Here is a 26,034-nt window from a genome sequence, read left to right on the forward strand (position 1 = left end):
TCGATCGCGCGCGCCACGATCGGCGCGACACCGCCCGCCAGCGCCGCGATCTCGCGCGCCCGTTCCGCATCCGTCGCCGGTTTCAGATTCGCAGGCTCGCCTTCGTACCATCCGCCTTCGAGCCGCCAGATGTTGCGCACAATAAATTCGGGCTCGTCGTACACGGGTTGCAGCCATGGCTTGCCGGCGAGATTCGGAGGCGGCTTGACGGTGTGAATTATCTCGTCGAGCGGCGCGCCCGCATTCATCATCGCGATGGTCTGATCGTACAAGCTCTGCAGGTAATTCGCGGTGTCGTTCAGCACCTGGCGGACGCGGAGCGCGCCAAACACCGGATAGCCATGACCGGGCAAAAGAACTTCGGCGCCAACCCGCGCCATCGTGCGCAACGCCTCGGTCCATTCACGCGCATAGCGATGGACCTTCTGCGGATTGCCGGCGTTGGGCGCCGCCCAGATGATCAAATCGCCGGTGCAGAGGACTTTGCGCTGCGGAATATACACCCAGCAGTGATCGTCGGTCTCGCCGCGCGCGTGATGACAATCGAACTTGTCGTCGCCCGCAACTACACTCAACTGATTATCGAAGTAAGTATCAGGATAGATATACTCAGTCGGCCACGCCGAAGGGCGATTGAACTGGCGAGTATTGACTACATTGTTATAGCCAATTGTCCGTTTGTACCTATCGAAGCGCGCTGCGATCGCGCGATGTCCGACCACGCGCGGCCGCGCGACCTTGTTTCTTTGCGCTTCGGCCGCGATCGCCGGCATCCCGCATGCATGATCCACGTGCCCATGAGTGTAGATCGCGGTGTTGACGCGATCGGGCGAGAATTTCCGGAGCAGTTCGAGGGTCGCATCCTGATTGAAGTAGGCGCCGGTATCGATCAGCACCAATCCTTCGCGCGTCCTGATCGCCGTGACGTTCGCGAACCATCGGTAGAACATCACGCCGTCGGCGACTTCCTCATACTCGCCGGTCGGCATCAGCGGATGAACCTGGCGCGTCGTAATTTCGCCGGTAAACATTTTTTCGGACTGATCGCGGATCGCGCCCATGGTTGAAATTCCCCGGCCTACTTCAGCGGATGCAGCTCTTCGATATGCCTTATCTTGTGATGATCGACCCAGTGGTAGCGCTCGTGCTGATCGATCAGGCGCGCCTCGATTCCGGCCGCGCGCGCGCCGAGGATATCGATCGAGAAAATGTCGCCGGCGAAGCGCACCTCGTCGGGCGCGACGCCGAGGCGTTCGAGCGCGATCTGAAAAATGCGCGGGTCGGGCTTCGCGACGCCGACAATGTGCGAATCGATAATCACGTCGAAGAACGGCGCCAATCCAAATCGTTTGGTGTCGGCCTCGACCTGGCCCTCGGCATTCGAAACGATCGCGAGTTTGTAGCCGGCGGATTTAAGCCGCTCGAGCGCTTCGAGCGTGCCCGGCCGCACGACGCGCCAGAGCGTGGCCTCGCGATGAATCGCGCCGAAGCGCTCGCCGTGTTCCGCGACTTCCTCGGCGGGAATCCCGGCAGCTTCGAGCCACGCGCGAAAAAAATGCGCGTAGGCATGGATTACATCTTTTTCGCCAGCCATCAGCAGGTGATCGATCTTCTGGCGGCCGACATACTCGGCGTGCTCGAGCGCGAGCGGATCGATTTTGCGTCCTTCGCGCGAAAATTCCTGCGCCAATAAATCATAGTCGAGAAATGCCAGCGTCCCGCCAAAGTCGAACAGCAGCGCCTTGATTTTCTCGTCGCCTGCGTTGTGCGGCTCGGCGGTCTTCTTCTTCGATCGATGAGTGCTCTTGGTCATGCGCCTCAAGTCTAAGGAACCTCGCCGACGATGCATAGCGCGCCTCGAATTAATCGCCGTCAATCGAGTCGATGAGCGAGGCTGGTTGCGCGGCTGCGGCGCGAAAAGATATGATTTTTCTGGATTTTTAGCGCCACCGCTCGAATCGATCGTCGATCACGGAGGACTGATGTTTACCGGAATCATCGAAGACCTCGGCACCGTCGAGAGCCTGAAGCCGACCGATCAGGGCGTCGTGATCACGATTCATACTTCGCTGCCGGTTGCCGAGATTTCGATCGGCGATTCGATCACCGTGAATGGCGCTTGCCTGACCGTGGTTTCGAAAAGTCCGGGACGATTCGCGATGGACGTCTCGGCGGAGACGCTCAGATGCACCGGGCTCGGCGAGTTGAAGCCGGGCAGTCGCGTGAATCTCGAGCGCTGCCTCACGCTCGGCAAGCTGCTCGGCGGGCATCTGGTTTCGGGACACGTCGACGGCGCCGGCCGTATCGTTTCGATCAAGCCGGAGGGCGATTCGAGACTTTTCACGTTTGAAGTCGCGCCCGCGCAGGCGCGCTACCTGGTTGAGAAAGGTTCGGTCGCGATCGACGGCGCCAGCCTGACCGTGTTCTCGCTCAAGGACTGCAATTTTTCGGTCGAGGTGATCCCGCATACGCTCAGATGCACCACGCTCGGCTTCAAGCAGGCGGGCGACAGCGTGAATATCGAGACCGACATGCTGGTCAAATATGTAGAGCGGATCCTGGTCGCGCGCGAAACGGCGCGCGGCACGGCGTCGTGAATCGCGCGAAATCCCTGTCGCAGAGCATGAATAACGCATGAGCCTGATGCAGATACCGAGGAAGATCGAGTACGCGCTGCGTGCGATGATCTATCTCGCCGATCGGCCGTCGGGCGTTGCGCGCGGTACCGAGATCGCCGCGCACGAGCACATCCCGAAGTACTATCTCGAGAAGGTGATTCGCGACCTGATGCGGCGCGGACTGGTGCATGCGCGGCGCGGTCCCGGCGGCGGCTATCAGCTTGCGCGCGACGCCAACTCGATTTCGTTCCGCGACATTATCGAGGCGGTCGAGGGTCCGATCACGCTCAACGTATGCACCGACGGCAGCAGTTCGTGCGCCTTGCAGCCGTCGTGCCGGATGTACCGCGTGTGGGAAAAAGGCCAGCGCGTCCTGCTCGAAGTATTTTCGGATACCACGCTCGCGGAAATCGCCGCGTCGCGGCCACCGTCGGAATCGGCGCTTCGCATCACAGATTCGCTCGCGGCGGACGCGCTTTCGCGCGACAAATCCCAACCCGCCTAGCCAGACCGAATTGAACCGATCGCCGTCTTCGGCCCAGCCGCTGTCCGATATGAGCGAAGACGATCTCGCGGGTATCGTCAGTGTTGCACCGCCCGCCCGCCGCGGCGCGCGAGTCTTCACCGAGAAGACTTTTTATCTCGAGGAATTTTACGGCAAGAGTCTGCTCTTCGCGCTGATTCCGCCGGCCGGCCAGCGGATCGGTGACTTCGATTCGCTGCTGCAGACGCTGCGCGAACTCCGGCGCAATCAGACGCGATGTATCGTGATCGTCGCGCCGAGCGCGCTGCCCAAGCTGATGCGGCGGCTCGGACGGCTCGCGCCGAAAGAACCGCCGCCGGTGTTCAATCCGTCCGAGGGATTGCGCTCGCGGCCGTATCCGCCAGACACCGCAGTCGCGGAAATCTGGGAGCGGCTGCGGGCGGGATCGATCGTGGTCGCTTCGATGAGCCGCGACGACGCCGACGATCTCACCGTCTTCGCCCGCGAACTCGCGAGCCGGCTTCGCGTCTTCAAACTGCTGATGCTGGATCGGGCCGGCGGCTTGCTCGGCCGTAACGGAGAACGGCTCTCGTTCGTCGAACAAAAACGCATCGGGCGCATGCTGCGCGATATCCGCTCGCCCGCTCGCAGAGCCATCGTGCGCGCCGCGCTCGCCGCGCTCGATGACGGCGTGGGGAGCGTCAACCTGGTCGCGCCGCGCGACGTTTACGAAGAGCTGTTCAGTTTTATCGGCGCCGGCACGCTCTTCACGGAGCTGCAGTACGGCTTCGTGCGGCCGGTTTCGATCGACGACTTCGAGGAAGTCGAAGCGTTGATCGTGCGCGGCCAGAACGAAGGATTCCTGCTGCCGCGGAGCCCCGATCAGATCGCGCAGATTTTGCCGTCGTGCTTCGGCTATCGAATCGGCGACGAGCATCTCGCCGGAATCTGCTCGCTGCTGACCGAGCCGTATCGGCGCGAGCGGGCCGGCGAAATCACCGCGATGTACACGCTGACGCGCTTCCAGGGTGAAGGCGTGGCCGCCGTTTTGGTGCGCGAGATCTTGAAGGAAGCGCGCGCGCGACGCCTCAAGTATGTGTTCGCATGCACCAGCGAGGAGCGCGTCGCGGGATTTTTTGCGCGGCTCGGATTCGATCGCGTCGGCGCCGAAGACGTTTCGCCGGCCAAGTGGCGCGGCTACGATCCGTCGCGCATCGAGCACCTGCTGATCTTTCGCTCGACTCTCGATTGACGTTTTTCGGCGCCGCGATGTCTTCTACGCCGAAATTGCCGCTAGCGATTCCGCCCGCCGCCGCAATCGCGATCGTCGCGATCGTCGTCGCGGTCCTGATGTTTCATCGCATCGGCGCGAGCGACGTCTGCAACGCCAACGAAGCAGTCGAGGGCGTGTTCGTCCAGCAGATGGTCGAGCACGGTAAACTGCTCTTCCCGCTCGAGAACGGCAGTATCCCGATGTACAAGCCGCCGCTATTTCATTGGAGCGCCGCCGCGATCGATTACGCCGCCGGCATCCGCAAGGTCACCGCGGCGAACCTGCGATTTCCGTCGGCGCTGTATGCGACCGCGGGCGCGATTCTCGCGATGCTCTTCGCGTACGGAATACTTGGAATCGAAGGCGCGATCCTCGCCGGCCTGGTACTCGCGGGCTCGTATCAGTACGTGATCCTCGGGCGCTTCGGCCGCGTCGATATGACCTTGTGCTTCTTCGAAACGCTCGCGCTGTTTGCGTTTATGAGATGGCTGCCGCGCGATTCGACCGCGTTGGCGTCGCGCGCACGCGTCGAAGGCAACGTCGGCGCACTCTACCTGATGGCGCTCGCGATGGCTCTGGGAGTGCTCGCCAAGGGCCCGGTCGGCGCGCTTCTTCCGGGACTATCAATTTTGATTTTCATGATCGTCGAGCGGCGGTGGCGACAAATCTTTGCGATGCTCGATCCGGGCGCCGTCATCCTCGGCGTGGTATTGGCGTCGAGTTGGTACCTCGCGTGCTACGTCGGCGGACGTTATGGATTCCTCGATCGCCAACTCGGCGACGAAAACGTCGGCCGCTTTTTCGGCTCGCTCGGCGCGATGTCGCCGGTCTATTACTTGAAGCCGATCCTGCTGAACTCGGCGCCGTTCAGTCTCTTTATTCCCGTCGCCGCCGCGACCGCGCTATCACCTCGATTGCGCCGCGCACTTTTCGGCGAACTCGACGCGGCGAGCGATTCCGCTGAAGCCTCGGCCGTATCAACGCCTCGCGCGCTCACCGCGGTGCGACTGTTCGCGATCTTCTACTTCGTCACGATCGTGTTTTTCTCGCTCGCTGCGTACAAGCGCCGCGCGTATCTGCTGCCGGTATGGCCCGCGTCGGCGGTGATGCTGGCGTGGTGGATTCGCAGCATGCCGTCGCCACCATGGCGCCGTATCGCAACCTTGAGTTTCGCCACACTCTGCGCCGCGCTCGCGATTTTCAATTTCGTCTATATCCCGGCGCTCGAAGTCGCCTCGTGCCGCAACGACAGCTACCGCCCCGCCGCTGAGGAAATCGCGCGCGTGGTCGGCGCCGACGAACCGCTCTACCTGTACGGATTCAAGGAGGAACTCGCGCCATTGCTCTTCTATCTGGGTCGCGACGCGCCGATGCTGACGGGCCGGCTTGGCGACGCGCCGCCGGGGTACATAATCGTGCCCGCGAGCGTGTGGAAAAAGCGCGAGCCCGAGGCGCTCGATCTCGAACCAGTGCTGACCTCCGATCACGGCAGCCGGCATCTGGTGGTGCTCAAGCACGGCAAATCGTATGCGTCACGCAGTTTCCCTTGAGCGATGCGCGCGGCTAAATCCGGTTGAGTTTTTTTTCGTAGCGATGGTGCTATAGAGAAGTCAGAACCGCTTAGTTCGCTCGCTCGCAGGAGGAACAGATATGGCCGGCAATCGACCGCGGCACGTTCTCGACGGCTACAAGGTTCTCGACTTCACGCAAATCGTCGCGGGCCCGACCTGCACCTTGATGCTCGCTGAGATGGGCGCCGAAGTGATCAAGGTGGAGCTGGCGCCGGCCGGCGATCCGACGCGCGCCGCCGAAGTGATGATCAACGGCCGCAGCGGATACTTCGTCCAGCACAATCGCGGCAAGAAAGGAATCTGCGTCGATGTCAAAACGCCCGACGGCCTCGCAATTATCAAGGGCCTGATCGAGAAGGTCGATGTGCTGGTGGAGAATTTTGCGCCGGGCGTGATCGGACGGCTCGGCCTCGACTACGAAACGGTCAAATCGATCAATCCGAAAGTCGTGATGTGCTCGATTTCCGCCTTCGGACAAACCGGGCCGCTCGCAAACGAGCCGGGCTTCGATTACCTGGGCGCGGCCTACGCCGGAATCGTCTCGATGGGCGGCGAACGCGACGGCGCACCCTACGTGATCATGACCGCGCTAGGCGATGTCAGCACCGGCGCGCATGCGATGGGTGCGGTCTGCGCGGCCCTGCTCTATCGCGAGCGCACCGGACTTGGCCAGTACCTCGATTTGTCGCTGCTCGACACCTACTTTCACTACCACGAGTCGGGAATTCAATCGCTCAGTTTGAGCAAGGGCGCAATCAATCCGACGCGTTCGGGCTTGCATTCCTGGTACGCGGTGCCGGCGGGAATTTTCAAGGCGAAGGATCGTTACATGATCATTATCGCGCCGCTGGAGCATCAGTTTTCTAATTTGTGCCGCGCGATGGGCCAACCGGAACTCGCGACTGATCCGCGCTTCAAGACCAACGCCGACCGTCTGAAGAATCTGAAAGAACTGGTGGCGACGATCGAAGCGTGGCTGCAATCGGCGCCGAGCGACGACGCGTCGATGGCCGCGATGAAGGAATTGCGCGTGCCGCACGCGCCGGTGCTGTCGGTGGAGGAGGCGGTCAAGCATCCGCATCTGCGCGAGCGAGGGACGGTTCGCACGGTGCATGATCGCATTCTTGGCGATTTCGACGTGCCGGGCTTCGCGCTTCGATTTTCGGAATTTCCCGAACAGCTCGAATTGCAGGCGCCGTTCCTCGGCGAGCATAACGAGGAAGTGCTGACCAACTATCTCGGCTACAGCAGCGCGCGCGTGAAGGAATTGCAGCAGAAAGGAATTCTGCGAAGCGGCCCCGCCTGATCTAGTTCTCCGACAGGATCACCTCGAATGCGGCGCTGCTGTCGCGCACGATTCCGATCGCACTCAGCATCCGCCCGAGCCGCAGCATCGGCATCACGAACCAGTATTTGCGTTCGACCAGCGCGGTCACGTGCTCGCGTTCGTTGCGATCGACGATCGCGCGCACCTCGCCGTTGAAGATCTCGTGGCCAATGCGCAGCGAGATTGCCGGCCGCGCCTTCACGTTGCGCACCCAGTTGCGATTCGCATTCGCTGTGACCACGTACAACTTGCCGTCATCGACCAGGTACCAGATCGTGACGTCGTAAGGCCGCCCGGTCTTGCGGCCATAGTGCGTGAGGCACAGCGTTTGTCGATTCTCGACGCGCGCGAGTCGCTCGAAAGCTTTCGACGCCATCGTCTGTGCCTCCTGCCGGATCGGTGCGCGGGATGCTCTACTGCGTGATCGTCTCCATCACCTTCCCGCTCGCGCCGTCCACGATATCCACCTCGACACTCGACGACACCTGGCTCTGCTTCTTCGCGGTCTCTATGCCGGCCTTCAGATCGCCGAGGAACTTGCTCTTCGCGAACGGCGGCATCTGGTCCATCGGGAAGTTGTCCATCATGACTTTGGCCTTGAGCTTGTCAGGCCATTGGACGGCGCCGACCTTCGCTCCCGCGATCGGCAGTCCGCGCACCATCTGCTCGATCGCGCCGTGAAAATCTTTTGCTGATGCCGTCGCGATCGGTGGGGTCGCCTCCGCTGGACGCTCTTCCGCCGCGGTACTCGACGTCGTCAATGCCGGCTGCCCCGACGCTCCCGATCCTGCCGTGCTGTTCAGTTTCGCGATCAGTTCCTTCACTTGATTCCGCGCCGTGTCGTCCGCTGCCAGTTTGAGCGCCTTCTCGAGCGACGCCCGCGCGTCAGCAGTTTTATTCTGCTGCGCGTACGCGATTCCCATGTTGTAGTAGGCCTGAAAAAATTCCGGCTTGCTCGCGATCGCCTTCTTATATTGCACGATCGCCTGGTCCGCGTTGCCCGTATAAAGGTACATCGTGCCGAGATCGGTCCGCACTTCCGGATCGTTGCTCTTGATTTTCAGATAGTGCTCGTATGCCGCCACGGCTTCGTCGTAATGCTGCTTGTCGTAGTCGATGTCGCCGATTCCGCGCAGCGCGTCGAGGTTCTCCGGCTGCAATTTCAGCACATGCGCGTACGCTTCCTCGGCCTTGGCGTAGTAGCTCGAATCGAACATCGCCGCACGCATCGAGACCGCGCCCAGCTTGTTCCACGCGGCGACGTCGCTCGGCTTGGCGCGCGCCTCTTTTTCGATCTTGTCGATAAATGTTCGCGCTTCGGTCGGCAGTTCGATCTTCGGATGCCCCGGCGGCAGTTCGCCCGCGCTCTTACCGCCCGGCGCGGGATTCGCCGTGGTAGCGCCGCTCGGCGGATTGCCCGACGCCGGCGTCGATACGCCCGCCGACGCGACGACCGGCGCGCTCGCGACCTGCTCGCGCACCACCTCCGGCGTGCGCAGCATGATCCACGCCGCGGCGCCCAGCCCGACGATCGTAATCCCGGCGAACACCGCGACGAATGCGGTCGTTATCGGCGTCGTACGCACGCCGACCGCGCCCTCGCCTGCTCCGGCGGCGGCGCCCGCTATCGAACGTCCGCATTCCACGCAAAACTTCGCCTGGGCCATCAGCGGCGCGCCGCATTGCGGACAGAATCGCATGAGCAAATTCCTACATGAGCGCGTTCAGCCAGCGCAACTCGCCCCAATGTACGGCTACCCGATTCCACGCGCCATGCGGTATAGTGCGCGCGTACTCCAACTCTTCGCGAGGTGACCAGAATGCAACTCTACGATTCATTCGGACCCAATCCGCGCGCGATGCGCATGTTCCTGGCCGAGAAGGGAATCACGATTCCCACTATAAACGTCGATCTGATGGGCGCGGAAAATCGCAAGCCTCCATACACCGATCGCAATCCCGGCGGACAACTGCCCGCCCTCGAACTCGACAACGGCAAGTGTATCGGCGAGACCGTCGCGATTTGGGAATACCTCGAAGAAAAGCATCCGACGCCTGCGCTGATCGGCGCCAACGCGGAAGAACGCGCCGAGGCTCGCATGTGGCAGCGCCGCGTCGAGCTGCAGATCACCGAGCATATGTACAATGGCTTTCGCTTCGCCGAGGGCGCCGAGCTGTTCAAGAACCGGATGCGCATCCTGCCCGAAGCCGCGCCCGGCCTGAAGCTAGTCGTGCAGGACAAATTGAAGTGGCTCGACGGCCTGCTCGAGGGCAAGCAGTATATCGCCGGCGACCGGTTCACGATCGCCGACATCATTCTGTTCGCCGCGCTCGATTTCGGCGGCGGCGTCGGCCAGAAAATCGATCCGTCGCTGAAGAACGTCAATGCGTGGTTCAAGCGCGTCGATTCGCGGCCCAGCGCTAAATCGAGTCTCCATCCCGCGTCCGCGCAAAACGGAATGAAGGGCTGAGCAACTTGATCCTAGTGGCACAGGCTTTAGCCTGTGTGTCTCGCGCGATTGATCGCTGAAGATGCCGGCGTCAGATCGAATATGGCTGCGAATATCGAGCAAGTAACCGCCCAGCTCACCAGATTGGTGCGCGCGAAAACTGGCGACCCCGGCGCGAGCGCGCACTCGCTCGAGACGCTGCCCGGCCACGCCGGCTTCAGCTACAGCTTTATCCTCGAGCGCAGCACGCCGACCGCGACGCCCGCCGGCAAATTCGTCGTGCGGATGGCCGCGCCTGCGGTGAAGATCTCAGGCCCCGCGGATATCCAGCGGCAGGCGCGCATCATGGCGTCGCTCGCCGGCACGCGCGTCCCGGTCCCGCCGGTGCTATGGCATGGCGACGAGCCTGAGTTTTTCGATCGTCCGTACTTCGTCGTCGGCTTCCTCGACGGCTTCAAGCTCGGCGAATCGATGCTGCCCCGCCCGCATCTGCAGCGCCTCGCGCGCAAGGGCGTCGAGACGATGGCCGCGCTGCATAATCTGCCGTGGCAGCCGCGCGTGTATGCGTTCGGCGAGCCGTTTCCGCTGAGCGAAGAGATGAAGCGGCTCGACTACCTGCTCGACCGCCCGACGCTCGATCCCGCCGTCGTCGCGCGCGCCCCCGAACTGCGCGAGCGTCTGCGCTCGAGCCTGCCCGACAACGCGCGTATCGGATGCGTCCACGGCGATTTCCAGTGGTCCAACGTGCTCTTCAATGAAGAGCGCCCGGTCTGCGTGATCGATTGGGAAATCGCGCTCTGCGGCGCAACCCTGCTCGATCTCGGCTGGATTTGTTTCTTCTCCGATCCCGCAAGCTGGGTCAACCGCGATCTGGTCGCAACCTCGCCGCTCTCCGCCGATGAAATCGTCGATACGTACGCCGCGGCGACCGGCTTTCCGGTGAGTCGCGACGAGGTCAATTGGTTCCGCTCTTTTGCCGGCTACCGTTTCGGCGTGATCACGTGCTTCAATCTGATGCTGCATCGGCGCGGCAAGCGCGAAGACCCACAGTGGGAGGAAACCGCGCTGTCCGCGCCACGGATGTTCGAGCACGGCCTTGAAATGCTCGGCTGAGGAAATCGCACATGGACTCGACCGCCAAACGCTACGCTGAGATCCAGACGCCCGAAGACAATCATCCCGCGCTCAATGCGATCCTCGGCGCTAATCCATTCGTCGGCCTCGACGCGACGCAGGTGGTCGGCACACTCACGATGCTGATGCGGAATCTGGCCGGGCAGCCCACCGCCGTGGGTTCGCGCGCATTCCAGCTATGGCTCGAACTCGGCCAGATCGTCGCCGGCGCTTCGTCCGTCGCACCCGAGCCCGGCGACAAGCGCTTTGCCGATCCCGCATGGTCGGAGCATCCCGCCTATCGCCGCATGATGCAGTCCTATCTCGCGTGGCGCACTGCGATGCATGATCTCGTCAACGACGAAGATGTCGACTGGCAGGAAGTCGAACAGCAAAAGTTCGCCCTCACGCTGATCACCGAGGCGCTCTCGCCGACCAACTTTTTCTTCACCAATCCAAGTGCGCTGAAACGCGCGTTCGATACCGCCGGCCAGAGTGTCGTGCGCGGCATCGGCAGTTTTCTTTCCGATCTGTGGAACAACGGCGGGATGCCCGAGCAGGTCGATAAGCGCCCGTTTCAGGTCGGCAAAAATCTCGCCGTGTCTGCCGGCGCCGTCGTTTTTCGCAGCCCCGTCTGCGAAGTGATTCAGTACGCGCCCGCGACCGACAACATTTACCAGCGCCCGCTGGTTTTCATCCCGCCACAAATCAACAAGTTCTACATCATGGATCTCGCGCCCGGCCGCAGCTTCGTCGAGTATGCGGTCAAGCACGGCCTTCCGATGTTCACGATCAGTTGGCGCAACCCAACGCCCGAGAATCGCAACTGGGGCCTCGACGATTACGTCACCGCCTGCAAAGACGCGATCGCGGCGGCCTGCGAAATCACCGGCAGTCCGGATTGCAACGTGCTCGGCGTATGCGCCGGCGGTATCACGACCTCGATGATGCTCGGTCATCTCGCCGCCAGCGGCGATCGCCGCGTGAACTCCGCGACGTTGCTCGTCACGATGCTCGACACCAGCATGCCCTCGATGACCGGGATGTTCGCCACTGAAGACGCAATCAAGGCGGCGCGCGATCGCTCGGCGCAAAAGGGCATCCTCGACGGCGCGGACATGGCGCGCGTGTTCGCGTGGCTGCGTCCCAACGATCTGGTGTGGAACTATTGGGTCAATAATTACTTGCTCGGCAACGATCCCGCGCCGTTCGATATCCTCTACTGGAACAGCGACTCGACCAATCTGCCTGCAAAGTTGCACGCCGGATTTCTCGAACTGTTTCTGAAGAATCCGCTCACCAAAAGCGGAGAGGTGGAAATTCTCGGCACGCCGATCGATCTGAAGGCGGTCAAGAACGACATGTACCTCGTCGCCGGCATGACCGATCACATCTGCGCGTGGCGCTCGTGCTATCGCTCGACGCGGCTCTTCGGCGGACGGATCGAATTTGTGCTCGGCTCGAGCGGACACATCCAGAGCCTGGTGAATCCTCCGGGCAATTTCAAAGCGCGCTACTATGTCGGCGGGAAGCTGCCTGAGAATGCCGACGAATGGCTGAAGGGCGCGTCAGAGAACAAGGGCACCTGGTGGGATCACTGGATTAAGTGGGTCGGCGCGCGCTCCGGCGAGGAACGTCCGGCGCCGAAATCGCTCGGCAGCGATCGCTACAAGCCGACGACGCCCGCACCCGGCATCTACGTGCACGAGCATCACTAGCCTGACTCTGCGGTTCCAAGTCCGCACCGCGATTGGTGTTGCGTTCGGATACACCCCCGAGCTTCAAACTCCCTTCACGTTGGGCATAGACTCTGGCACAGTCTTCGCTGTACCGGTCTGCAAATGATTTCGAAGGCCATCGAAAAGCCGAAAGGCGGATGGGCGGTCGCCCCGAATCTCATCGACTACGAAAAGGTCTGCGCCGGATATTCGTGGGATGCGGCCCAGCGCGAACTCGATGGCCTGCCGGGCGGCCGCGGACTCAACATCGCGCACGAGGCGATCGATCGTCACGCGGCTGGCGCGCTGCGCAATCACTTGGCGCTGCGATGGATCGCCAAAAGCGGCGAGATTCGCGATTTTTCCTACGCTGACCTGCGCTTGCTCACTAACCGTTTCGCGAACCTGCTCCGCCGCCTGGGTCTTAGCAAGGCCGAGCGGGTGTTCGCGCTGGCTGGTCGTATTCCGGAACTTTATATCAGCGCGCTTGGGACGCTGAAGAATGGCAACGTCTTTTGCCCGCTCTTTTCTGCGTTCGGCCCGGAACCGATCCGTCAACGGATCGGCATCGGCGATGGCCGGGTGCTGCTGACTACCGTTGCACTTTACAAACGCAAAATCGCCGGCATCCGCGCCTCGCTACCTGGGCTGCGGCACGTGCTGCTGGTCGGGAGTCCCGAAGAGATTCGCGCGATCCCCAACACCGAAGATTTCGGTCAGTTGATGAACGAAGCGAGCGACGATTTCGAGATCCCGCAGACCGATCCCGAGGATCTCGCGCTGCTTCACTTCACCAGCGGCACCACCGGCAAGCCCAAGGGCGCGATGCATGTGCATCAAGCCGTGGTAGCGCATCATGTGACTGGCCGCCTGGCGCTCGACTTTCATCCCGGCGATATTTTTTGGTGCACGGCGGATCCCGGATGGATAACGGGCACCTCATACGGAATAATCGCGCCGCTCACCAACGGCATCACCAGCATCATCGATGAAGCGGAATTCGATGCTGAACGATGGTACGCGTTGCTGCAGAAGCAGAAGGTAACTGTCTGGTACACCGCGCCGACCGCGGTGCGCATGATGATGAAGATTGGGACCGAGGTGATCCGCAAGTACGATCTTCGCCACTTGCGCTTTATCGCCAGCGTCGGTGAGCCGCTCAATCCGGAAGCCGTGGTGTGGGGACAGGAGGCATTCGGCTTGCCGATTCACGACAATTGGTGGCAAACGGAGACCGGCGGCATCATGATCTCAAACTTCGCCGCGATGGATATTCGGCCGGGCTCGATGGGACGCCCGCTCCCCGGCATCGAGGCAGGCATCGTGCGTCGCCGCGAGGACGGCACTATCGAAGAAATTCGCGAAGCCGGAGTCGAAGGCGAACTCGCGCTGCGGCCGGGTTGGCCGTCGATGTTTCGCGGCTACCTGAACGAAGAAGAGCGCTATCGCAAATGCTTCGCGGGAGGATGGTATCTCACGGGCGACCTCGCGCGGCGCGACGGCGACGGTTACTTCTGGTTCGTTGGCCGCGCCGACGATGTGATCAAATCGTCGGGTCATCTGATCGGGCCTTTCGAAGTCGAAAGCACCCTGTTGGAGCATCCGGCGGTTGCGGAGGCGGGCGTCATCGGCAAACCGGACCCGATGGCCGGTGAAATCGTGAAGGCTTTCGTCTCACTCAAGCCGGCGTTCGTCGCGAGCGACGAGCTTCGCAGCGAGCTGCTCGGCTTCGCGCGCAAGCGGTTGGGTGCGGTGGTTGCGCCTAAGGAAATCGACTTCATCGCCAACGTGCCGAAGACCCGCAGCGGAAAGATCATGCGCCGACTGCTCAAGGCACGCGAACTCGGCCTTCCCGAGGGCGACACCTCGACCCTGGAGAGTCAGTAGAACGTGGCGCTACAACCAATCACACCGACAGCGAACGTTGAAGCAGGGCACGCACTGGCTTTGCTGCGCGACATGGTCCGCATCCGCCGCTTCGAGGAGAAATGCGCCGAGCTGTACAGCGCGAGCAAAATCCGCGGATTTCTCCATCTCTATATTGGCGAGGAAGCCGTCGCGGTCGGCGCGATGCACGCGCTGACGCCGGAAGACAATGTCGTCGCGACCTATCGCGAGCACGGACACGCGCTGCTGCGCGGAGTTTCGGCCAACTCGATCATGGCCGAGATGTACGGCAAGCAGGAAGGATGCAGCCGCGGCCGTGGCGGCTCGATGCATCTGTTCGACGCGGCGGCGCGATTTTACGGTGGCAATGCGATCGTTGGGGGCGGGCTGCCGCTCGCGATCGGCATCGCGCTAGCCGACAAGCTGCAACATCGCCAGCGCGTGACCGCGTGCTTCTTCGGCGACGGCGCGGTGGCCGAGGGCGAGTTTCACGAATGCATGAACCTCGCAGCGTTGTGGAAGCTCCCCGTGCTGCTGTGCTGCGAGAACAATCTCTACGCGATGGGCACCGCGCTCAAGCGGGCGCAGTCGCAAACCGATCTGAGCCTGAAAGCTGCCGCATACGGAATGCCGGCCTGGCCGGTCGATGGGATGGACGTAGTCGCGTGCCAGGAAGCCGCGCAGCGAGCCACCCTCGCGGTGCGCTCCGGTGAAGGGCCGTGCTTCCTTGAATTCCGGACTTATCGATTCCGCGCGCACTCGATGTACGATCCGCAGCTCTATCGCGACAAGCGCGAAGTCGAGGAATGGAAGAAACTCGATCCGATCGCGACCTTTGAGAATCGTCTGACAACACAGGGCGTTTTGGATGACGCGAAGATGAAGCGCATCGAAGATGAGGTCGCGTCGGAGATTGAAAAAGCGGTCGCTTTCGCCGAGGCGGGGACTTTCGAGCCGATCGAAGAGCTTACGCGTTTCGCGTACTCGGCAGAGAAGCCTGAGTGAGCCCGGACGCGCAGAAAATAAAGATCACTTATCGCGAGGCGATCCGTCAGGCGATCCGCGATGCGCTTATCCGCGATCAGCGGGTCTTCCTGATGGGTGAAGATGTCGGCGCTTACGGCGGATGCTTCGCGGTGAGCAAAGGGTTGCTCGAGGAATTCGGCCCCGATCGCATCCGTGACACGCCGCTTTCCGAATCCGCATTCGTCGGCGCCGGAATCGGCGCGGCGATGAACGGTATGCGGCCGATCGTCGAAATCATGACGGTCAATTTCAGCTTGCTGGCGCTAGATCAAATCGTGAACAACGCGGCGACGATCCTTCACATGTCGGGCGGTCAGTTCAACATTCCGCTAGTGATCAGGATGACCACCGGCGCCGGGCGGCAGCTCGCGGCGCAGCATTCGCATAGCCTCGAAGGATGGTACGCGCACATCCCGGGCATCAAGGTGCTGGCGCCGGCGACGCTCGAGGACGCACGCGGGATGCTCTGGACGGCGCTCGAGGATCCCGACCCGGTGCTGATTTTCGAGCATGGCACGCTGTACAACATGCAGGGCGAGATCGCCGCCGATGCGGTTCCCGTCGAAATCTCCAAGGCCGCGGTCCGGCGCGCAGGCACGGACGTGAGCCTGATCACTTACGGCGGCACGCTGGGCAAGACAATGCTAGCCGCCGAGCATCTTGCAGCATCGGGGGTGGAAGCGGAGGTCGTGGATCTCCGGACGTTGCGGCCGCTCGATACCACGACGATTCTCGATTCGGTTATGCGCACGCATCGCGCGGTGATCATCGACGAAGGATGGCGCAGCGGCAGCATCTCGGCCGAGATCAGCGCCCGCATCATGGAAGGAGCATTTTACGAACTCGATCTGCCGGTCGAACGGATCTGCAGCGCGGAAGTTCCGATCCCTTACGCTAAACAGCTCGAAGACGCCGCGCTGCCCCAGGCGGCTACGATCGTTGCGACGGTGACGCGGATGATGGGCGGTCATGGCTGATTTTCTGATGCCCTCGCTCGGCGCCGATATGGAAGTCGGCACGGTGCTGCAATGGCTGGTGAAGCCGGGCGACGTGGTGAAGCGCGGCGATATTGTTGCGGTCGTGGATACCGAGAAGGCCACGATCGAGGTGGAAATTTTCCTGGCCGGCGTCATCCAAAAGATCGTCGTGCCGGAAGGAGAAAAGGTTCCCGTCGGTACACTGCTGGCCCTGCTCACGACTGATGGCGAGGCAGTCACTGCCGTTCCCGAGGCGAAGCCGAAACCCGCGGCGCCCGCGCCGGTAGTTAGCCCGCTCGCTCCACCGACTCCTCCGCTTGTGGCAAGGCCGACACCGATACCTGCGCCGCCCCATCGCCCACGTATTTCTCCGCTCGCGATGCGCGTCGCGATGGATCTGAAGGTCGATCTCGCGACTGTCCAGGGCACCGGTCCCGAGGGTGCGATTACCAAAGCCGATGTCGAGCGCGCCGCGAAGGCTCCGCCGCCGCCGGCTCCTGAACCCGCGGTTGCGGCGCCGATTGCGGGGCCGGCGCCAACGGCGCCGCCGAAGGCCGCGCCAATCGACCATCGCGCCGCGATGCGCAAAGTGATCGCAGCGGCAATGGCCCGCTCGAAACGCGAGATACCTCATTACTACCTCGGCACTCACATCGACATGAGCAACGCAACGGGCTGGCTCCAGGTGGAAAATCTTAAGCGTCCGGTGACCGACCGGCTGCTCTATTCCGTCCTGCTCCTGAAGGCCGTTGCGCTCGCGGCCCGTCAGATACCCGAGATGAACGGCTTCTGGATCGACGGCGCGTTCAAGCCGAGCGAGGCGGTTCACGTCGGCGTCGCGATATCGCTGCGCCAGGGCGGTCTCATCGCACCGGCGATTCACGATGTCGATAAGAAGGGCCTCGGCGAGATCATGGTGAGCCTGCGCGATCTGGTTAAGCGCGTGCGCGCGGGAGTGCTTCGCAGTTCCGAGATTGCCGACGCGACAATCACAGTCACCAGCCTCGGTGAGCAGGGTGTCGAAACCGTCTTCGGAGTCATCTATCCGCCGCAGGTTGCGCTGGTCGGTTTCGGCAAGATCGTCGAGCGCCCGTGGGCTAGCGGCGGGATGGTCGGCGCGCGGCCGGTGGTGATGGCGAGCCTGTCGGGCGACCATCGCGCGAGCGACGGCCATCGAGGCGGGTTGTTTGTCGCAACCCTCGAGCGTCTGCTGCAGGAGCCGGAGAAGCTGTGACCGACGAGGAGATAAAGGCGCTCTTTCTGCGCGAGCTACACCGGATCGCGCCTGAGGTCGAGCTGAGTGAAATCGATCCGGCGGTCGATCTGCGCGAGCAAATCGACCTCGACTCGATGGACATCCTGAACCTCGCGATCGCTATTCACGAAGCGACCGGAGTCGATATTCCGGAAGCCGACTATCCGCAAATGGCCAGCTTGAACGGGTGCGTGGCCTATCTGCATTCGCGCACCCGCCAGGAGAGATAGAAGTCGGAATCCGGGGAGGTCGCTCGTTCCGATGGCCGGGGCCGCCGGACTAACACCTCCAGCGGCGCGACGCGCGACCGCTCGATGTCACGGAGCTTTCTGATCGTTGTCCGGTTTTTTTGCTTCGCCGATCTGAATCTGAACCTTGACCTCCTTCGGCAGCGCCTCTTTCGGCATCGTCGCCACGAGCTCGAGGACGCCGTCATGGAAGGTGGCTTTCAGGTCTTCGGCCTTCATTCCTTCGGGCAGCGTGATCGCCCGCTCGAAAGAGCCGTAACGAAACTCACGGCGCAAAAAGTCGCGCTTCTTGGTCTCGTGCTTTTCCTCGCGCGAGCCTTTGACGGTGAGCACGCCGCTGACCACCTTGATGTCAACGTCTTTCGGGGCGATGCCGGGCAACTCCACGCGAACCGTGTACTTGTCACCGTCCACGAACGACTCGATTGCCGGTCGCAACGCAGTCGTTTGCCAATCCTTGAACAGTCCGCCGTGCTCGAAGCCGAGCCGTTCCAGCAGATCGTCGAACTCATGCCGGAGTCTCTCCAGCTCTCGCGACGGATTCCATTTCTCCGGTAATGCCATTGTCCTAGCTCCTCGGTTGAAATCGGCATGTTGAGTGACCGAGCAAAGTCAGGAGAACAATTCTCTGAGCGCTTTGCTTATTTGATCGACGCCAGGCCTCGCTTGCGTCTCGAACCGTTTAAACCTTGCGCGATCTCCGCATCGCTCACCCGCCGCGCTGTTTGTGCTCCAATGTTTCGGTCCTCCGTCTTTTTGTGTCAAATTGAGACTGATGTCTGCCACAGCAAGCAGTGCGCCATCCCAGATCAGGCGATTGGAGACGATGCGTCGCGAGGCGATGTAGCCGATCGCGTCACGGGAGCGTATCCGCTGGCACCAAAGGGCTCAGCCAATTCTGCGAAAGGGGACGGGCGCGATGTCAATCTGGGAGTCGATCGGGTTCATGGATCTAAACTCTTGCGGCAGAAGAGTTTACGTCTTGAGACTCGGCGCGCCAATTCAATACCGCGTTGGCATAGCAGTAGCTTAAAGCTTCGCAGGACTCGACGAGATGCCGGTGAATGTGGTTAGAACGCCCGAGGACGAGATCGCGTGGGAGCGCGCGAAAGCACGCGCCCGGCGGCAGTATCCGAGCGCCACAGGCCAAAGGCTCTACGGGATCGTGATCGCCATCTACAATAAAATTGCGCACTACCAGCCGCGTTCCTCTTCCGGAACCAGCAAAGCAGCGGCTGCGCGGAGAACACGATGACTAAAGCATTGATACGAGCCGGGAATCGGCGTGGGACGCAGTCGGACAAGACTCCGGCTGTGGGTCGCAAGCAAAGCTTCAAAGATCCCTCGATATGCGACCGCTGCGGCGCTGTGTACTCGGCGAAAGCCTGGCGGCGCGGCCGACGGCTAACCGCCGAGGTCATGGACAAGGCGCCCTGGGTCACGTGCCCAGGATGTGCGCAGTCGGAGGCAGGCGAGTATCACGGCCAGGTGCTGATCACCATCGGCGACAAGGCAAGTCGCGATGCAATTTCGGCCCGGATCGCAAATGTGGAACGGCGCGCACAGGTTACGCAGCCCGAGCGCCGGATCGTCTCAACCAACTGGAATGGCGAGACGCTCGAAGTGCTGACAACCTCGCAAAAGCTGGCCCATCGAATCGCGCGGGAGGTCGAGAAGGCCTTCGGCGGGCGCTCGCATTTCTCGTGGTCGGCTGACGACGGCGCCCTGCTCGCCACGGTGAAGGCCGCGCCTAGCAAGGCGAAGAAAAAATCGAAGTGACCGAATAGACGGTTTGCGTGCGCGCCCGGTAGTCGAGGACCGGAAACTCGTTGGCGCGATCACCACTTCCGACCTACTCGCGGCGGCGCAAGCGAATGATCGTAGGAAAAGTGCCGCGGGTTAACCTCCTCGCGGGCAGATCCGCGGCTCAAGTAACCCCTTCCTCAGGCCAGATCGAACCACAGGATTTCGGCGTCGCTCCCGCCGGCGATTTTAAGCCGGGCTTCGCCGCTGATTGCGGCGCCGTCGCCCTGCGCGAGCAATATCCCGCTCAGCGCGACGCTGCCGCGCGCCACCTGCAGCCATCCGTGCCGATTCGCGTCGAGCGCGATGTCGAGCGCCGCGCCTGCCGCGAGGCTCGCCACCGACAGGGTCGCATCCTGATGGATTTTCACCGCGCCGTCTTTGCCGTGCCGTGTCGCGATTGGCAGTAGCGCGCCGCGCGCCTTGCTCGTCTCGATCGCCTTCTGCTCGTAGCCGGCTAGGCGGCCCGACTCCGGCCCGACGCTCCGATATAAGAGGCAACTTCCTTGCGGTTGGCACCCATCCGTATGAGAGAGCGAACCATGAGATCTATGCTTACGGAGCGATCTGCTGCCTCGATTTTCGCTACTCGGGATTGGCTCGACCCGAGTAACTTTCCCAGTTGCTCCTGAGTCAATCTTCGGCTCACCCTCTTCTCTTTAACCGCATCCGCCAGCCCCAGCTTTAGTTCAACAATCGCAGCCTCTTCGTCGTTCAGACCAAGAAATTCTGCCGTACTGCCGACTCGCCATCCCGCGGATTCGAGTCGTTTTCTCTTCGTGTTTTTCATCGATAGTCACCTATCCTGCGATTTCGTCGTACTGCCGCAATCGCGCTTTGCACCGCTCGATGACTTGAGATGGTGTCTGCCTGGTCTTCTTGATGAACACGTCCACGAGGACGATTGCATCGCTGTCGATTCGATAGACTAGTCGCCAAGCTTTGTCACCGTCCAGGACCCTCAATTCGTGGCATCTCGTTCCAATTGAAGGCATCGGTCGAGAATGCGGCAGAGCAATGAGTTCACCCCGTTGCAAACGTCTCAACAGGACTCCCGCTTCTGTCCGAGCTTCTGTTGTGAATGGCGGCGTCTTGATCTCGCCGTGCAGCCAAACCAGCGGCTTATCGGGAGCCTTTATCGGCATAGCCTATGTCAAATCCGACATGAACACAAATCGGGACCGTCCGCGGCGTACCTCTGTCATTCGGAGCGAAGCGGAAAATCCCGATCCGAATGCAACCGCAGATTACGCGGATTTCGCCGATTCATAAGCCTGAAACTAAACAGGACGGCACAGTGGAGCCCTTTTGTAATCTGTATAATCAGCGAAATCGGTGGTTAACTTCTTTCTTTACGCGGCGGCGGCCGCGGCCGCCTTTATCGTCATGCGGATCGGCATGTGCTTGATTCCGCCAACGAAGCTCGAGCGCAGGCGCTCGACGGCGCCCGCCAGTTCGGCGTATTCGAGCCGCTCGGCAAGCTGCTGGAAAATCACCTTTAGCTCGAGCCGCGCGAGGTTGGCGCCGAGGCAGAAATGCTCGCCGATGCCGAAGGCGACGTGCGGATTCGGATCGCGCGCGATGTCGAATTTGAATGGCTCTTCGAAAACCTCTTCGTCGCGGTTCGCGGACGGGTAGAACAGGCAGACCGATTCGCCGGCCTTGATTTTCTGCCCGCGAATCTCGGTGTCCTCGGTCGCGGTGCGCGCGAACTGGATGACCGGACTGGTCCAGCGCACGATTTCCTCGACCGCCGAATCGATCAGCGCAGGATTTTTCTTGAGCTTTTGCCATTCGCCCGGACTTTCAATAAACGCGAGTAGCCCGCCGGTGGTGGCGTTGCGGGTGGTCTCGTTGCCGGCGACAACGAGCAGGAAATAGTACGAGAGCATCTCAAATTGCGGCATCGGCTCGCCGCTGATTTTCGCGTTGGCCACGATGCTCGTGATGTCTCTGGTCGGATGCTTCATCCGCTCGGCGACCATCTCGGTGAAATACTGGAACAGTCCGAGCCGCGAGCGATCCATCGTTTCCTGCGCCGACGCGCCCTGCTGGAATTCGGGGTCGCCGCTGCCGATCGTTTCGTTGGTCCACTTGAAGAGCTGATCCCAATCCTGGTGCGGCACGCCGAGCAATTCGGCGATCACCGCGAGCGGAATCCTGGACGACACGTCGGTGACGAAATCGCATTCGCCGCGGCCGGTTACGTCGTCGAGCACCTTGCGCGTGATGCGCTCGATCTCCGGCTGCAGCGGACGCACGCCGCGCCGGGTGAAATGCCGGCTAACGATTGCGCGATACTCGCCGTGCACCGGCGGATCCATGTCGAGCAGATGGCGGAACGGCGGTGTCGGGCTTTGCTCCATCCCCGATTCATTCACGAACACCAGCAGGCGCGGGCCGTTCAGAAAAAGGCGCGGCTGCTTGGAAATCTGCACCAGGTCGGCGTGCTTGGTGATCGCCCAGAACGGATCGGTGTTGGGATACTCGCACCACGACACCGGCTTGTGTTTGCGCAGCCACGCCCACTCGCGATGCGGGTAGCCGTTTTTCGCGTAATGCTCTGGGCCGATGATGTTCAGGCTTTCGGGGGAAAGCTCCGGCGACAGTTCCTGAGGCGTTGACATCGAGAACCTCTCCGCGGCTGACGAATTCTAACGATGCCTGATTGTGACGCGTTGCGATAAATCAGTCACGAGGTCTTTTAGTCGTCGATCACCGTGATCGCCTGGCGCGGACAGAGGCGCACCGCCAGCTTGATCTTCTCGCGCATCGATTCCGGCGGATTCTCGATCAAGAGGTAGCTCTTGTCGTCGTCGCGGACCTCGAACACTTCGGGCGCCGCCTCCTGGCATCGCATATTTCCTTCGCAGAGTTGCTGATCGACGATCACTTTCATTGGATTTCTCCTTGCCGGCGGCTGACGATGCGATCGCAGCATGAGCTTTGTCCAGCGAACTGGCGCGCGCCGCGCCCTGAATCTTACAAGACGTTCCGGCATCGGACCAGCGCCGCGATTTCGCGCCCGAATGCCGGTCTTTGGTAAGCTGCTGTATCTGCGATAAAGTTCGCGCGGAGATGGGCGGTATCGCGCGCGAGGAAACATGGACGATTTTACTTTCGATCCGATGGACGAGGCGACGCGGCGGGATCCGTACCCGCTGTATGCGCGCGCGCGCCGCGAGCATCCGATTTACGCGCATCGCAATCTGCCGGTCGTCTCGGTGTTTCGCCACGCGGACATCGTGAAAATCTTCGGCGATGCCGAAACGTGGTCGAGCGATTTCGCGATGTTCATCCAGCCGTACCTGCTGACGCAGCCGGAGCTGGCCGAGGAGTTCCCGCCGTTCTTTGCGACCACCGACGGCGAGCGTCATCGCCGCCAGCGCATCCTGGTCAACAAGGCGTTCACGCCGAAGATGGTGCGCGCGCTGGAAGCCTCGATGCTCGAGACTGCGCGCGAACTGATCGACAAGGCGGCCGGCGAGGACGTCGTGGACTTGATCCCGGCGTTCACGGCGCCGTTTCCGGTGCGCGTGATCGGAAAATTGATCGGCGTGCCCGAGGCGGACGCGCCAAAGTTCCTCAAATGGTCGCGCGAGCTGACGGAGAGCCAGGTCCAGGGCATCCTGAAGCCGCCGGATCCGGAGTTCATCGCGAAGCAGATCGCCTCTACGCGCGCGATGCACGATTATTTCAAGGTGCTCGTGGCTGAGCGATCCACCGATCCGAGGCCGGACCTGGTGTCCGCGCTGGCCGCCGTCGAGGAGGAAGGCGCGCGGCTATCGACGCCGGAGATGCTACAGATGCTCACGATCCTGCTGATCGCGGGCAACGCGACGACGACTGCGATGCTCGGCAATCTGATCGTCGAGCTGCTGGCGCATCCGGAGCAGCTCGAGCGGCTGCGCGCCGACCATGAATTGATACCGACCACGGTGCAGGAAGTGCTGAGATACTCGTCGCCGGTGCAGGCGATGCCCCGTCTGTGCGCCAAGGCAGCGAAACTCGAGGGCATCGACATCGGCGCGGGCCAGTTCGTCCTTTTGTGGATTGGGTCGGCGAATCGCGATGAGGCGGTGTTCGATCGTGCCGATACGTTCGATATCGCGCGCACGCCGAATCCGCACATCGCGTTCGGCTTCGGGTCGCATTCGTGCATCGGATCGCATCTGGCGTCGATCGAGGGATGTATCGTGCTGCGCGCCCTGCTCGAGGGGACTCGCAGTTTCGAGCTTAAGAATCGAGAGCCGCTGCCGATGCATTCGAGCTTCGTCGCGCGCTCGTACCGTTCGCTGCCGGTCCACCTGGTAGCATCCTGACGCTTGAACGATCGGTGATCCAGGCGAATACGCGCGTTATCTGGTTTGAGCGAATTCATCTTTTAGTCAATTCTATTTGACTTTTAGTCATCATTTGTGTGCTTCCGAGAACCGTCCTGCACGCGCATTTTTCTTGCCTCCTACGATAGGCTAAACGCTCCCTGGCTGCTTTGAAGTCGTCAACTTTATGATTACTTCATATGCCTGAGTGTGACGCCGATTGGCACTCCGTAACACCTCTGGGGGGCAGAGATGTCGTACGACCTTGTTATCAGGAACGGCATCGTGATCGATGGAACGGGCGCGTTTCGCCGGCGCGCCGACGTGGCGGTTCAGGATGGCCGGGTGGCCGAAATCGGGAAAATCACCGACGCCGCCGCCAAAACAATCGACGCGTCCGACTTGATCGTGGCGCCCGGCTTCGTCGATCCGCATACGCATTACGATGCGCAAATCTGCTGGGATCCACTGGTTAGCTGCACCTCATAGCACGGCGTTACGACGGTGGTGATGGGCAACTGCGGAGTGGGTATCGCGCCCTGCAAGCCGCGCGAGCGCGACGTGCCGTCGTGGGACGTGGTGAACATGCAGGCCATTCCATACGACGCGCTGTCGAAGGGCATCGCGTGGGAATGGGAGACGTTTCCCGACTTCATGGCGGCGGCGGAACGGCGCGGCGTCGGAATCAATCTCGCATTTCTCGCGCCGCTCACCCCGTTTCGGCATTACGTGCTGGGCGACGAATCGATGGAGCGGGCGGCGGAGCCGCGCGAGATCGAGCAAGTCGCGGGATTGCTCCGCGAAGCGATGACAGCGGGCGCGTTCGGATTTTCGACCACGACGCTGCGTCATCATATCGGCTACCGGGACAAGCCGTTGGCGTGCCGCCTCGCCTCGCACGAGGAGCTGAAAGCTTACGCCAACGTACTGCGCGATCTCGGCCGCGGCGCGATCGAAATCGCGCTCACGCGCAATACCGGCCGCGTCTCCGAGGATGAACAGGCGCTGCTTGAATTTTTGCTCGACGAAAGCCAGCGACCCGTCACGTGGCTCGGGATCGCGAGCCGGCCCGATCAGCCCGACGCGAGTATGGATACCCTGCATCGACTGGAGCGGTTGATCGAACGGGGCGGAATACCGCAGGTGCTGTGCAAGCCGCTCGTGGTGCAGATGAATCTTCGCAATCCGTTCACGTTCGCGGACATAGAAATGTGGGAGCCGCTGTTCGGTCGGCCGGAGGCCGAACAGAAGAAAATCTATCGCGACGCGAAGTTTCGTGCAGCGTTTCGCGAGGAACTGAAGCGGCCGCATCTGTTTCAAGGCAAATGGAACCGCGTCGAGGTGCTCGAAGTCACGCGCCCGGCGCTCAAATCATGCGAGGGCAAATCGATCACCGAGATCGCATACGAATGGCATCAGGACCCGCTCGATACGTTCTTCGACCTCGCGCTCGAGGACGATCTGAAGGCCCAGTACACGATGCAGCAGTATCACGAGGAAGGCATCAAGCAGCTCATTTGCGATTCGCGCACCATGATCGGGCTGTCCGACGGCGGCGCGCACGTGAATACGCTGTGCGACGCCGGATACTGCACCTATCTGCTCGGCACATGGGTGCGTGAGCGCCGCGCGATGACGCTGGAGCAGGCCGTCAAGCGGATCACGTCGGAGCCGGCGGATTTCTTCGGAATCAAGGATCGCGGGCGGCTGAAGGTCGGTCTGCCGGCGGATATGGCAATCTTCAACGAGGCCCGCGTTGGTTCGGCCACTCGTGCGCGGATGCAAAACGATCTGCCGGGCGGCGGGCGGCGGCTGGTGATGCCGGCGATCGGAATCGAATACACGATCGTCAATGGCGACGTGCTGTTTCAGCAGGGGCATCACACCGGCTACCTGCCGGGGCGGGTGCTGCGCTCGTCGGCGCTTTGATCCGAGCGCATTGCCGTCCAAAGCTGGATGCGG

Annotated in this window: 25 protein-coding genes and 1 pseudogene; 16 read left to right on the plus strand and 10 right to left on the minus strand. The window is 61.8% G+C overall.

Translation table 11 applies throughout. The annotated features are described in order from the left end of the window. Together Q7S58_RS06870 and Q7S58_RS06875 are read right to left on the minus strand one after the other, a co-directional pair. Positions 1-1,061: alkyl sulfatase dimerization domain-containing protein (locus Q7S58_RS06870; protein WP_304822511.1), on the minus strand; the 1,061-nt coding region annotated here is incomplete at its 3' end. 17 nt (positions 1,062-1,078) lie between these two features. After that, positions 1,079-1,813, minus strand: a complete 735-nt coding sequence (locus Q7S58_RS06875; RefSeq protein WP_304822515.1) for an HAD family hydrolase — start codon at positions 1,811-1,813, stop codon at positions 1,079-1,081. 169 nt (positions 1,814-1,982) lie between these two features. Between Q7S58_RS06875 and Q7S58_RS06880 the strand changes: the two genes are divergently transcribed. From Q7S58_RS06880 to Q7S58_RS06900, 5 genes are all read left to right on the plus strand, one after another. After that, entirely contained in the window at positions 1,983-2,597 is a 615-nt protein-coding gene (locus tag Q7S58_RS06880) for a riboflavin synthase (protein ID WP_304822518.1), read from the plus strand. Positions 2,598-2,634: 37 nt separating this feature from the next. Further along, entirely contained in the window at positions 2,635-3,123 is a 489-nt protein-coding gene (locus Q7S58_RS06885) for an Rrf2 family transcriptional regulator (RefSeq protein WP_304822522.1), read from the plus strand. Positions 3,124-3,172: 49 nt separating this feature from the next. After that, on the plus strand, positions 3,173-4,354 hold the full coding sequence (locus Q7S58_RS06890) for a GNAT family N-acetyltransferase (RefSeq protein ID WP_304822527.1): 1,182 nt from the start codon (positions 3,173-3,175) through the stop codon (positions 4,352-4,354). Positions 4,355-4,389: 35 nt separating this feature from the next. Then, positions 4,390-5,925, plus strand: coding sequence for a glycosyltransferase family 39 protein (locus Q7S58_RS06895; RefSeq protein WP_304822530.1), 1,536 nt, complete (start codon positions 4,390-4,392; stop codon positions 5,923-5,925). Positions 5,926-6,025: 100 nt separating this feature from the next. After that, positions 6,026-7,252 carry a CaiB/BaiF CoA-transferase family protein gene (locus Q7S58_RS06900; protein WP_304822533.1) on the plus strand — a complete coding sequence of 409 codons (1,227 nt, stop codon included), beginning with the start codon at positions 6,026-6,028 and terminating at the stop codon, positions 7,250-7,252. 1 nt (position 7,253) lies between these two features. On the opposite strand, the gene Q7S58_RS06905 is transcribed toward Q7S58_RS06900, so the two are convergent. Further along, the gene (locus Q7S58_RS06905) at positions 7,254-7,649 is read right to left on the minus strand and encodes a nitroreductase family deazaflavin-dependent oxidoreductase (RefSeq protein ID WP_304822536.1); all 396 of its coding nucleotides are present in this window, start codon (positions 7,647-7,649) and stop codon (positions 7,254-7,256) included. A 37-nt stretch (positions 7,650-7,686) separates the two neighbouring features. Then, positions 7,687-8,973: a tetratricopeptide repeat protein gene (locus Q7S58_RS06910; RefSeq protein WP_304822539.1), complete on the minus strand. Its 1,287-nt coding sequence runs from the start codon at positions 8,971-8,973 to the stop codon at positions 7,687-7,689. Between the two features lie 120 nt (positions 8,974-9,093). On the opposite strand from Q7S58_RS06910, the gene Q7S58_RS06915 reads away from it, so the two are divergent. From Q7S58_RS06915 to Q7S58_RS06950, 8 genes are all read left to right on the plus strand, one after another. Next, positions 9,094-9,744: a glutathione S-transferase family protein gene (locus Q7S58_RS06915; RefSeq protein WP_304822542.1), complete on the plus strand. Its 651-nt coding sequence runs from the start codon at positions 9,094-9,096 to the stop codon at positions 9,742-9,744. An 81-nt stretch (positions 9,745-9,825) separates the two neighbouring features. After that, entirely contained in the window at positions 9,826-10,836 is a 1,011-nt protein-coding gene (locus Q7S58_RS06920; RefSeq protein WP_304822545.1) for a phosphotransferase family protein, read from the plus strand. 11 nt (positions 10,837-10,847) lie between these two features. Then, positions 10,848-12,554 carry an alpha/beta fold hydrolase gene (locus tag Q7S58_RS06925; RefSeq protein ID WP_304822548.1) on the plus strand — a complete coding sequence of 569 codons (1,707 nt, stop codon included), beginning with the start codon at positions 10,848-10,850 and terminating at the stop codon, positions 12,552-12,554. A 123-nt stretch (positions 12,555-12,677) separates the two neighbouring features. Next, positions 12,678-14,441 (plus strand): acetate--CoA ligase, encoded by a 1,764-nt coding sequence (acsA, locus tag Q7S58_RS06930; RefSeq protein WP_304822550.1) that lies wholly within the window; start codon positions 12,678-12,680, stop codon positions 14,439-14,441. Positions 14,442-14,513: 72 nt separating this feature from the next. Further along, positions 14,514-15,446 (plus strand): pyruvate dehydrogenase (acetyl-transferring) E1 component subunit alpha, encoded by a 933-nt coding sequence (pdhA, locus tag Q7S58_RS06935; protein ID WP_370655470.1) that lies wholly within the window; start codon positions 14,514-14,516, stop codon positions 15,444-15,446. 17 nt (positions 15,447-15,463) lie between these two features. Then, entirely contained in the window at positions 15,464-16,444 is a 981-nt protein-coding gene (locus tag Q7S58_RS06940) for an alpha-ketoacid dehydrogenase subunit beta (RefSeq protein ID WP_370655471.1), read from the plus strand. Continuing rightward, positions 16,437-17,678: a dihydrolipoamide acetyltransferase family protein gene (locus Q7S58_RS06945; protein WP_304822558.1), complete on the plus strand. Its 1,242-nt coding sequence runs from the start codon at positions 16,437-16,439 to the stop codon at positions 17,676-17,678. Before Q7S58_RS06940 ends, Q7S58_RS06945 begins: the two co-directional genes overlap by 8 nt. Next, positions 17,675-17,929, plus strand: a complete 255-nt coding sequence (locus Q7S58_RS06950; RefSeq protein ID WP_304822561.1) for an acyl carrier protein — start codon at positions 17,675-17,677, stop codon at positions 17,927-17,929. The genes Q7S58_RS06945 and Q7S58_RS06950 overlap by 4 nt, the downstream gene beginning before the upstream one ends. Positions 17,930-18,016: 87 nt before the next feature. Here the strand turns inward: Q7S58_RS06950 and Q7S58_RS06955 are convergent, their stop codons facing one another. Then, positions 18,017-18,511, minus strand: a complete 495-nt coding sequence (locus Q7S58_RS06955; protein WP_304822564.1) for an Hsp20/alpha crystallin family protein — start codon at positions 18,509-18,511, stop codon at positions 18,017-18,019. 855 nt (positions 18,512-19,366) lie between these two features. On the opposite strand from Q7S58_RS06955, the gene Q7S58_RS06960 reads away from it, so the two are divergent. Then, the gene (locus Q7S58_RS06960; RefSeq protein ID WP_304822567.1) at positions 19,367-19,726 is read left to right on the plus strand and encodes a hypothetical protein; all 360 of its coding nucleotides are present in this window, start codon (positions 19,367-19,369) and stop codon (positions 19,724-19,726) included. Positions 19,727-19,890: 164 nt separating this feature from the next. Here Q7S58_RS06960 and Q7S58_RS06965 read toward each other — a convergent pair whose 3' ends face one another. The 5 genes from Q7S58_RS06965 to Q7S58_RS06980 form a co-directional block, all read right to left on the minus strand. Next, positions 19,891-20,187, minus strand: a complete 297-nt coding sequence (locus Q7S58_RS06965; protein WP_370655472.1) for a hypothetical protein — start codon at positions 20,185-20,187, stop codon at positions 19,891-19,893. A 20-nt stretch (positions 20,188-20,207) separates the two neighbouring features. Then, positions 20,208-20,540 carry a helix-turn-helix transcriptional regulator gene (locus Q7S58_RS06970; RefSeq protein WP_304822570.1) on the minus strand — a complete coding sequence of 111 codons (333 nt, stop codon included), beginning with the start codon at positions 20,538-20,540 and terminating at the stop codon, positions 20,208-20,210. A gap of 10 nt (positions 20,541-20,550) precedes the next feature. Further along, positions 20,551-20,895, minus strand: a complete 345-nt coding sequence (locus Q7S58_RS22095; protein ID WP_370655467.1) for a type II toxin-antitoxin system RelE/ParE family toxin — start codon at positions 20,893-20,895, stop codon at positions 20,551-20,553. Positions 20,896-21,102: 207 nt separating this feature from the next. Next, positions 21,103-22,377 (minus strand): cytochrome P450, encoded by a 1,275-nt coding sequence (locus tag Q7S58_RS06975; protein WP_304822573.1) that lies wholly within the window; start codon positions 22,375-22,377, stop codon positions 21,103-21,105. 77 nt (positions 22,378-22,454) lie between these two features. After that, positions 22,455-22,649 carry a ferredoxin gene (locus Q7S58_RS06980; RefSeq protein ID WP_304822576.1) on the minus strand — a complete coding sequence of 65 codons (195 nt, stop codon included), beginning with the start codon at positions 22,647-22,649 and terminating at the stop codon, positions 22,455-22,457. A 205-nt stretch (positions 22,650-22,854) separates the two neighbouring features. Between Q7S58_RS06980 and Q7S58_RS06985 the strand changes: the two genes are divergently transcribed. Both Q7S58_RS06985 and Q7S58_RS06990 read left to right on the plus strand, forming a co-directional pair. Next, positions 22,855-24,072 (plus strand): cytochrome P450, encoded by a 1,218-nt coding sequence (locus Q7S58_RS06985; protein ID WP_304822579.1) that lies wholly within the window; start codon positions 22,855-22,857, stop codon positions 24,070-24,072. Positions 24,073-24,324: 252 nt separating this feature from the next. Next, a pseudogene (locus Q7S58_RS06990) lies at positions 24,325-26,001 on the plus strand (amidohydrolase family protein). The last annotated feature ends 33 nt before the right edge of the window (positions 26,002-26,034 follow it).

This window comes from Candidatus Binatus sp., from assembly GCF_030646925.1.
Classification (GTDB): Bacteria; Desulfobacterota; Binatia; order Binatales; family Binataceae; genus Binatus.

Coding starts and splice junctions, on each gene's coding strand:
- Q7S58_RS06875 (WP_304822515.1), bottom strand. CDS start 1,813: ATGACCAAGAGCACTCATCGATCGAAGAAGAAGACCGCCGAGCCGCAC.
- Q7S58_RS06880 (WP_304822518.1), top strand. CDS start 1,983: ATGTTTACCGGAATCATCGAAGACCTCGGCACCGTCGAGAGCCTGAAG.
- Q7S58_RS06885 (WP_304822522.1), top strand. CDS start 2,635: ATGAGCCTGATGCAGATACCGAGGAAGATCGAGTACGCGCTGCGTGCG.
- Q7S58_RS06890 (WP_304822527.1), top strand. CDS start 3,173: ATGAGCGAAGACGATCTCGCGGGTATCGTCAGTGTTGCACCGCCCGCC.
- Q7S58_RS06900 (WP_304822533.1), top strand. CDS start 6,026: ATGGCCGGCAATCGACCGCGGCACGTTCTCGACGGCTACAAGGTTCTC.
- Q7S58_RS06905 (WP_304822536.1), bottom strand. CDS start 7,649: ATGGCGTCGAAAGCTTTCGAGCGACTCGCGCGCGTCGAGAATCGACAA.
- Q7S58_RS06910 (WP_304822539.1), bottom strand. CDS start 8,973: ATGCGATTCTGTCCGCAATGCGGCGCGCCGCTGATGGCCCAGGCGAAG.
- Q7S58_RS06915 (WP_304822542.1), top strand. CDS start 9,094: ATGCAACTCTACGATTCATTCGGACCCAATCCGCGCGCGATGCGCATG.
- Q7S58_RS06920 (WP_304822545.1), top strand. CDS start 9,826: ATGGCTGCGAATATCGAGCAAGTAACCGCCCAGCTCACCAGATTGGTG.
- Q7S58_RS06925 (WP_304822548.1), top strand. CDS start 10,848: ATGGACTCGACCGCCAAACGCTACGCTGAGATCCAGACGCCCGAAGAC.
- acsA (WP_304822550.1), top strand. CDS start 12,678: ATGATTTCGAAGGCCATCGAAAAGCCGAAAGGCGGATGGGCGGTCGCC.
- pdhA (WP_370655470.1), top strand. CDS start 14,514: ATGGTCCGCATCCGCCGCTTCGAGGAGAAATGCGCCGAGCTGTACAGC.
- Q7S58_RS06945 (WP_304822558.1), top strand. CDS start 16,437: ATGGCTGATTTTCTGATGCCCTCGCTCGGCGCCGATATGGAAGTCGGC.
- Q7S58_RS06955 (WP_304822564.1), bottom strand. CDS start 18,511: ATGGCATTACCGGAGAAATGGAATCCGTCGCGAGAGCTGGAGAGACTC.
- Q7S58_RS06960 (WP_304822567.1), top strand. CDS start 19,367: ATGGACAAGGCGCCCTGGGTCACGTGCCCAGGATGTGCGCAGTCGGAG.
- Q7S58_RS06970 (WP_304822570.1), bottom strand. CDS start 20,540: ATGAAAAACACGAAGAGAAAACGACTCGAATCCGCGGGATGGCGAGTC.
- Q7S58_RS22095 (WP_370655467.1), bottom strand. CDS start 20,895: ATGCCGATAAAGGCTCCCGATAAGCCGCTGGTTTGGCTGCACGGCGAG.
- Q7S58_RS06975 (WP_304822573.1), bottom strand. CDS start 22,377: ATGTCAACGCCTCAGGAACTGTCGCCGGAGCTTTCCCCCGAAAGCCTG.
- Q7S58_RS06980 (WP_304822576.1), bottom strand. CDS start 22,649: ATGAAAGTGATCGTCGATCAGCAACTCTGCGAAGGAAATATGCGATGC.
- Q7S58_RS06985 (WP_304822579.1), top strand. CDS start 22,855: ATGGACGATTTTACTTTCGATCCGATGGACGAGGCGACGCGGCGGGAT.